This window comes from Pseudorhodoplanes sp. (assembly GCF_035565855.1).
In the GTDB taxonomy this organism is placed as follows: Bacteria; Pseudomonadota; Alphaproteobacteria; order Rhizobiales; family Xanthobacteraceae; genus Pseudorhodoplanes.
The window spans coordinates 1-7947 of the sequence record NZ_DATMRX010000105.1 but is presented as its reverse complement, the minus strand read 5'-3'; the positions used below and the strand labels follow the sequence as shown (position 1 = coordinate 7947).

Below are 7947 nucleotides of genomic sequence, written 5' to 3'. Positions count from 1 at the left end.
AAAACAGCAACCTGACATGGGATGCCGCGACGCTCGACGCCTACCTCAACGATCCGCAGAAAGTGGTGCCCGGCAACAAGATGCCGTTCCCCGGCCTAAAGACCGAAAACGAGCGCCGCGCCATCATCGCGTTTCTTTCCGGCAGCGCTGGCCCCGCGGCCGCAGCGACGGCGCCTGTCCAAGCGGCACAACCCGCGGCTTCGCCTTCTGCTGCCGCGCCCGCCGCGAAACGGGCGGCGCCGGCTGCGCCTTCGCGCGATCAGTCCGCCGGCGCGCCGGCCGGCTCGGCCTATCTTCCGGGCATCCGCTACACGCTGAAATCGGGCATCGCCGAAGGCCGTATGGTATTCATCGGCGTCGGCGGCACGATCGACGGTCAGATCAATCCGATGCTGTCGGCGGCCGAAGGCCAGGTCGTGCAAATCACGCTCGTCAACGGCGAAGGCGCCGAGCACGACATCGTGTTCTCCGATCAGGGCCCGGCGGGCAGTTCGCCGCATATCGTCGGCCGCGGCTCGAGCACGAATATCGCGTTCGTCGCCTCGAAGGCTGGCGACTACACTTATTACTGCAGCCTGCCCGGCCATCGCCTCGCTGGCATGGAAGGGCAATTCCTGGTGACGCCGATGCCGCCGGAACAGACCGTCGTCGAAGCGGATATTTCGCAACGCTCGACCGATGTCCCCGCGCCGATCGGCAAGCGCGGGCCGCAGACAGTGCGTGTCGATCTCGTGACGGTCGAACTCGAAGGCCGGCTCGCGGAAGGCACCACCTTCGGCTATTGGACGTTCAACGGCCGGGTGCCGGGCCCGATGCTGCGCGTGCGCGTCGGCGACACCGTCGATGTGCATCTCAAGAATGCCGACGGCAGCGCCATGGTCCACTCCGTGGACTTCCACGCCGCGACCGGCCCGGGCGGCGGCGCCGTCTCGACGCAGGCCAACCCCGGCGAAGAGAAGAGCTTCAAGTTCAAGGCGCTTGTTCCGGGCCTGTACGTCTACCATTGCGCGACGCCGATGGTGGCGCATCATATCGCCAACGGCATGTACGGCATGATTCTCGTCGAACCGGAGGAAGGTCTGCCACCCGTCGATCGCGAATTCTACGTCATGCAGGGCGAGATCTACACCGAGGCTCCCTTCGGCCAGCACGGCAGCCAGAGCTTCGACGTCACGAAACTATTGAACGAGCGGCCTGAGTACTTCGTGTTCAACGGCTCGGTCGGCGCGTTGTCGAAGTTTCATCCCTTGCAGGCCAAGGTCGGCGAAACCGTCCGTATCTTCTTCGGTGTCGGCGGCCCGAACTACACTTCGTCGTTCCACGTCATCGGCGAGATCTTCGACAAGGTCTATAACCTCGGCGGCGTTCTCAGCGAGCCGTTGCACGGTCTGCAGACAGTCCTTGTGCCCGCCGGCGGCGCCGTCATCACCGAGTTCAAGGTCGATGTTCCCGGCAACTATATTCTGGTCGATCATGCGCTGGCGCGGATGGAGCGCGGCCTGATGGGCATGCTCCATGTCGAGGGCGCGAGCGTGCCGGAGATCTACGACGGCAAGGTCGAGCCCGGCAGCGGCCACTGAACCGAAACACCGAAATTACGCGACACTGAACGGCACGAGGGCGCAGCCAAAAGCTGCGCCTTTGTTGTTTACGCCGAACCTCGCCACTGCCGGAATCTCGAAGATTCTCAAGCCGCCATGCCTGTGCTAGGAAAATCGCACGGTCCCGTAGCTCAGCCGGATAGAGCGGCGGTTTCCTAAACCGCAGGTCGCAGGTTCGATTCCTGCCGGGATCGCCAAGATTTCCAACCCTGTATCCAAAAACGCATGTCATACGGCGACGAAATCATGGCCTGCGGTCAGGCGCTCTCTCTGGCGCGAGAAACCGGAAAGCGGGTCCGGATCGTCGATGCCCGCGGCAAACGCCGGTGGGATGATCTGTGGCGAAATATCCCGGAGATTCTCCATCCGCGGGAGAGAATGAGAGACTGCGCCGTTCTCAGAAACGGCGTCGGGGCCCGGCCCTATCTCGACTACACGAATTGGGACGGCATCCGCGCGACCCATACCGGCTGGCGAGCACAGGATCATATCGGCCGGATCGTTTTCGACGAGAGCGAAATCGAATTCGCCGAGAAGGCCTGCCGCGGTTTCGGGCCCTTCGTCCTGATCGAGCCGAATATCGCGAAGGCGTCGGCGACCGTCCGATGGGACTCGAACCCCAACAAGCAATGGGGCCGGAACCGGTGGCAGGAACTTGTCCGCCTTGTGAAGCTGCCGGCCGTGCAGGTCGGCGCAAAAGGAACGGAGGTTCTGGATGGCGTTTATTTCATCCCGACCGAGTCGTTCAGACTGGGCGCAGCCGTGCTGCAACGGGCGGCGCTGTCCATCCTGCCCGAAGGCGGGCTTCATCACGCCGCGGCCGCCCTGGGAAGGCGCGCGGTCGTGTTGTTCGGCGGAGTTATCAGCCCTTCGACAACAGGATATCCCTTCCATATCAATATCACGCGCGGGGAACCCTGCAGAATGCTCGTTCCCTGCAAGCATTGCGAACAAACCTGGCAGACCATTTCACCTGAAGAAGTCGCCGGTCACGCTTCCTCGCTTCTCGCCTCTTCACCCGGCCAGTCACGCGTATAAACTTGCCGGTATTCAACCGGTACAATTCTGAAAACCGTTACCAGGTCTTTCCTGCATGCGCTGGATTTCCGGACTATTTCCTCGGCGGCCGGACAAGCGCGTTGCCATTGTCGGCAACGGCTACGTTTGGGCGTCCGGAAAAACCATCGACCGGTATGATGTCGTCATCCGGTGCAATCAGTCCCGGAGCTATCCCCGCCACGGCCGAAAGATCAATATCCTGGCCTTGACGAACTCGGGCCAGCCGGCGCTGCGAACACTTCACAACGATGCGTACATCCGGCGCGAGGTCTTCGATGCGGCGCGATCGATCTGGCTCGTTCGTGCTCCGGAGATTTTGAAGGACTGTGAGATCGCCGATGGCGATCATACCGAAGCGTTCTTTACCAGCCGCTTCGCCAGCAAGCCGATTGAAGTGCTTTCCGCCGAGATTGGCCGCGAGACCGAAAGGCGCCTCGTCGAACTCGGCGCCAGGAAGCCGTTCATGCCGAGCACCGGGATCCTCGTGATCGCGCATGCGTTGAAACGATTTCCCGATCATGCGATCGATCTCTTCGGCTTCTCCCATCAGGGATGGGAGCATCACCCCTGGCAAGCGGAAAAACAGCTGATCAAACAGATGATGAAAGAAACACCCTTCCTGCGAAAAATGCGATGACCGGCATTTTTTATTTATAGAGAAACCGATGTTCCGCCGCATCTTCAGCCGCATCATGCAAAGGCCCGAAAATGCCGCGCGTGAAGCCAGAGGCGTCCGCCTCTACAAATCTTACCTCGATCTTCCCCCGGGCCGGCCGCCGCGCATCCTGATTCTGAAACTCGATCATATCGGAGACATGCTGCTCGGCATGCGGGCGTTCCGCGAGATCAGAAACGCCTGGCCCGGCGCCGGCATCACGCTGGTTTGCAGCCCTGCCAACGCATCGTTCGCGGCAAAACTGGAGATAGCCGACAACATCGTCGCTTGCCGCTTTTTCGAAGACCGCTCGCATATACAGCGCCCGCCGAACGGCGTTCTCCTGCAGCGGTTTCGCGACCTGCGCCTTCCTGCGTTCGATATTGCGATCGACCTTCGTTTCGGCGATGAGACGCGTTTTTTGCTCGATCACGTCGAGGCCCGGTTCGTCTGCGGCTTTTTCACAAAGAACATCGATCGCAAGCTCGATGTCAGCGTGCGGATCGAGAACGTTCCTGAGCAAAGGATCCCCAGCGACCCGAAGAACCTGCATGACGAAACGCGCCTGCTATTGCTGGCACGAACCGTGATCGAAGCCTTCGGGCATACGCGCCATCCGATCCACACCATCGCGGCGGATGATACCTGCGTGCCTTTCAAGGACACCGCTTACGCCGTCCTCGCCCCGGCCGCCGGGGCCGAGATCAAGCAATGGCCGAATGAGAGCTTCGCCGCCGCCGGGCGCCGCCTGATCGGCAACGGGCTTTCCATCGTGCTCGTCGGCGACCGGACATCGCAAGCCGATTGCGATGCGATCGCCAGGCAGATCGGATCCGAACGCGTCCGCGATCTCTCGGGCAAGCTTCCGCTCGAGCAGTTGCCGGATGTATTGCGCCACGCCGCCTGTTCATCGGCAACGATTCGGGGCCGGGCCATCTTGCGGCCGCGCTCGATGTTCCGGCCGTCATCGTCTTTTCCGGCGCAGTCAATATCGAGACATGGCAGCCGCGCGGGAGAAATGCCGTCGCACTGAGGGCCGACATCGAATGCTCGCCATGCTATCTGACGAAGAAGGCGGACTGCCGCAACGAGCGCCGCTGCCTCACCGCGATCAGTCCCGAATATGTCGTGGATACGGCCTTGGAGCTCTCCCGGAACAAGGCGGGCACCGCAAATAGCGGTCTCGCGGACCCCTAACCACCCGGCGGAACCTTGCATCAGCCTCCGGCGTTGTGACCCCGGGTACCGTTGGGGCGACGGCTGGCGGAAAGTGGAAGCGTTTCATCGATGCCGCTGAGCCTGACACTCGCGTTGCGTAATCTTTTTCATGACCGTCTGCGTTTCATCGCGACGCTCATCGGTATCGTGTTTTCCGTCGTCCTCGTCCTCGTCCAGATGGGGCTCTATTCGGGCTTCGGGCGCATGGTGACGATGATGATCGACCACGCCTCGACGGATCTCTGGATCCTCTCGCGCGGCATCAACTCGATGGAAGATATTTCCCAGCTCGACGGAGACATCAAAGATAAAGTGCTCGCGGTCGATGGCGTCGCCGAAGCCGTCCCGCTCGTCATCGGCTTTTCCGATTGGCACCTTCCGGCGAGCGGCGAGCGCACGCCCGTATTCATCATCGGTTCCGACCCGAAACTTCGCGGACTCCAGCCCTGGAACGTGGTGGAAGGAAAAGCCGAAGACCTCGGCGCGCCCGACACCGTCGCCGTCGATCGCTCCTATTACGGCCGACTCGGCGTTTCCGGCACGGGGTCGACCGCCGAAATCAACCGGCACAAGGTGAAGGTCGCCGTCGTCACCGACGGCATTCGCTCCTTCACGACGATGCCCTACGTTTTCTCCGATCTCGATGCGGCGCGGAGCTATCTCGATCTTCCGCCGGGCAAGATCAGCCAACTGCTTGTGCGCGTGAAACCCGGCAGCGATATCAACCGCGTCCGCGACGCCATCCGCTCGAAGGTGGCGAATGTCGAGGTGCTCACGCCGCAGGAATTTCGCCAGCGCAGCCGCACCTTCTGGCTGTTCAGCACCGGCGCGGGCGCCGCGCTCTTTGCCGGCGTCCTGCTCGGCGTCATCGTCGGCACGGCGATCCTCGCGCAGACGCTCTACTCCAACACTCGCGAGCACCTGCCGGAATTCGCGGCGCTGCGCGCCATCGGCTGCTCGAACCGTTATATCTTCCGCATCATCCGCTATCAGGCCCTGCTCAACGCCGTGATCGGCCTTTGCCTTGCCGGCGCGATCGGCGCGGTCGTCGTCCATTTGACGGCAAAGAGCGCTCTTCCCATCATCATCACGCCGCTGCAGGCCGGCGGGCTTGTCGTCATCATTCTTCTGATGTGCCTCGTGTCGGCGATCGTCGCGATCGCCCGCGTCGTCCGCATCGATCCGGTCACGGTGCTGACGCGATGAGCAAAGCGCTGCTCGAAGCCCGGAATATTTCAAAGACGTTCGGCGAGGGCCACGTTCAGGTTCGCGCCGTCGCTTCCGCCAATCTCACGCTCAAGGGCGGCGAACTCACGCTGCTGATGGGCCCTTCCGGCAGCGGCAAGACGACGCTGCTCTCTATCCTTGGCTGCATGCTGACCCCCGGCAAGGGAACGCTCGCCATCTGCGGCAATCCGGTCGAAAAGGCCGGGCCCGAGCGGCTCGCGGAAATTCGCCGCTCGCATATCGGCTTCATCTTTCAGTCCTATCATCTCTTTCCGACGCTGACCGCCGCCGAGAACATTCAGCTCGCGCTCGACATTCGCGGCCAGAACGGCAGCGAGGCCGCGAACAAATCGCACAAGCTTCTCGAGAAAGTCGGGCTCTCGCGCAAAAGCAAGGCCTTCCCGCGCGAGATGAGCGGCGGCGAGCAGCAGCGCGTCGCCATCGCCCGCGCCATCGTTGCCAATCCCTCGGTCATTCTCGCCGACGAGCCGACCGCCGCGCTCGACACCAGCAACGGACGCGCCGTCATGAATATCCTGAGCGAGCTTGCCGAGGATCAGAACAGCGCTGTGCTGGCCGTCAGTCACGATTCGCGCGTCATCCCCTTCGCCGACAGAATCATTTACATTGAGGACGGCGTACTGAAGCACGAAGACCCCGCCGCCCAGATGGAACGCAAAGGCGCGCGCCAGCGCAAGAATTGAGGCGCCCCGGCGCAAGGACAAACCGGATGCCCGCCAAACCCGCCCGTCAGACCGGAAAAAAGACCGCCGGAAAAAATATCGCCGGCGGCATCGTGCATAAAGCGCCCGCCGATCTGCGGGCGGCCATCGTCCCCGATCGCGCGGCGCTCAAGGCCTGGAACGACATCTCGCCGATCGCGCGCAACGAATGGATCTGCTGGATCGAATCCGCCAAGAAGCCGGAGACGCGAAGCCGCCGCATCGAAAGAACGCGCTCGCAACTGATCGGCGGCGACCGCCGCCCCTGCTGCTGGCCGGGCTGCCCTCACCGCTGAGCGAAAACGATTGGCGATCCGCTCAGCCCTGCGGAAAAATCCACAGCGCCTCTTTCGGAAATTCGACGTAATGCGCGCCGGGCGAAATCTCACGTTCGGCATAGGCGCGCACCAGCATTTTATCGAGCGCGAAGACAAGCTCGAAGCGCTCGCCGAGATACATCTGGGTCTTCAGCTCCATCTTGATGCGGTTCGGGCCGGCGGCATCCGCGACGCGCACCCGCTCGAGACGAATAACACCGATCGCCGCCGCCCCCGGCGCGGTCTCGCCGCGCGCGGCGCCTTCGAGAACCGCATCGCCAATTCTCAACTGGCCCGCGCCCGCGCTTGCGCCGGCAAGACGATTGTTGCTGCCCATGAATTCGGCCGCAAATAGCGTGCGCGGCGCGCTGTAAAGCTCGGTTGGCGTGCCCTCCTGTTCGACCACGCCGCCATTCAGCAGCACGATCCTGTCGGCAATCGCCATCGCCTCGATCTGATCGTGGGTGACGCAAAGCGCCGAAAGATTAAGTGAAACAATCAGTTGCCGCAGCCAGGCGCGCGCTTCCTCGCGCAATTTCGCATCCAGATTGGAGAGCGGCTCATCGAGCAAAATCACCGGCGGCTCGTAAACCAGCGCCCGCGCCAGCGCGACGCGCTGCTGCTGGCCGCCCGAAAGCTGATGCGGATAGCGCGCGGCAAGATGCGAAAGCCCGATCTGCGCCAGCGCCGCCTCGACGCGCTTCTTGCGCTCGCCGCCCGTGACGCCGCGCAGCTTCAGGCCATAGGCGACATTGTCGAACACCGTGCGATGCGGCCATAGCGCATAGGATTGGAAGACGAGGCCGAGGCCGCGTTCCTCGGCGGGCAGATCGATGCCGCGCGCGGCATCGTACAGCGCGCGGTCGCCGATTTTGATCGCGCCGCTATGCGGCTTCTCGAGGCCGGCAACGGCGCGCAACAATGTTGTCTTGCCGCTCCCCGACGGGCCGAGAAACGCAACGACCTTGCCGCGCGGCACGGTCATTGAAACACCGCGCAGGATTTCATTGTCGCCGAGGCGAACGCCGAGTTTCTCGACCGTCAAATCAGCCATGCAAACGCACTCCCAAGCGTAACGCGACCGCCAGTCCGAACGCGATCATCAGGACATTGACCACCGACAGCGCCGAGACAAGATCAATCGCGCC

At 62.7% G+C, this 7947-nt stretch carries 7 protein-coding genes, 1 tRNA gene and 1 pseudogene; 8 read left to right on the top strand and 1 reads right to left on the bottom strand.

Going from position 1 to position 7947, the window contains the following annotated elements:
* From nirK to VN004_RS06000, 8 genes and pseudogenes are all read left to right on the top strand, one after another.
* The coding region (gene nirK / locus VN004_RS06035) for a copper-containing nitrite reductase (protein ID WP_325607998.1) at positions 1 to 1580 on the top strand (1580 nt) is incomplete at its 5' end.
* Positions 1581 to 1721: 141 nt separating this feature from the next.
* Positions 1722 to 1798, top strand: a tRNA-Arg gene (locus tag VN004_RS06030).
* A gap of 181 nt (positions 1799 to 1979) precedes the next feature.
* The gene (locus VN004_RS06025) at positions 1980 to 2639 is read left to right on the top strand and encodes a hypothetical protein (RefSeq protein WP_325607996.1); all 660 of its coding nucleotides are present in this window, start codon (positions 1980 to 1982) and stop codon (positions 2637 to 2639) included.
* Positions 2640 to 2694: 55 nt separating this feature from the next.
* Complete coding sequence (locus VN004_RS22505; RefSeq protein ID WP_414710235.1) at positions 2695 to 3297, top strand: glycosyltransferase family 29 protein; 603 nt, start codon at positions 2695 to 2697, stop codon at positions 3295 to 3297.
* A gap of 28 nt (positions 3298 to 3325) precedes the next feature.
* Positions 3326 to 4512 (top strand): annotated as a pseudogene (locus VN004_RS06015) (glycosyltransferase family 9 protein).
* Between the two features lie 90 nt (positions 4513 to 4602).
* A complete protein-coding gene (locus tag VN004_RS06010; RefSeq protein WP_325607992.1) occupies positions 4603 to 5739 on the top strand; it encodes an ABC transporter permease in 1137 nt (378 codons plus the stop codon).
* Positions 5736 to 6464: an ABC transporter ATP-binding protein gene (locus VN004_RS06005; RefSeq protein WP_325607990.1), complete on the top strand. Its 729-nt coding sequence runs from the start codon at positions 5736 to 5738 to the stop codon at positions 6462 to 6464. The genes VN004_RS06010 and VN004_RS06005 overlap by 4 nt, the downstream gene beginning before the upstream one ends.
* Before the next feature lie 26 nt (positions 6465 to 6490).
* The gene (locus VN004_RS06000; RefSeq protein ID WP_325607988.1) at positions 6491 to 6778 is read left to right on the top strand and encodes a YdeI/OmpD-associated family protein; all 288 of its coding nucleotides are present in this window, start codon (positions 6491 to 6493) and stop codon (positions 6776 to 6778) included.
* Between the two features lie 22 nt (positions 6779 to 6800).
* Here VN004_RS06000 and VN004_RS05995 read toward each other — a convergent pair whose 3' ends face one another.
* Positions 6801 to 7853: an ABC transporter ATP-binding protein gene (locus VN004_RS05995; protein WP_325607986.1), complete on the bottom strand. Its 1053-nt coding sequence runs from the start codon at positions 7851 to 7853 to the stop codon at positions 6801 to 6803.
* Positions 7854 to 7947 lie beyond the last annotated feature (94 nt).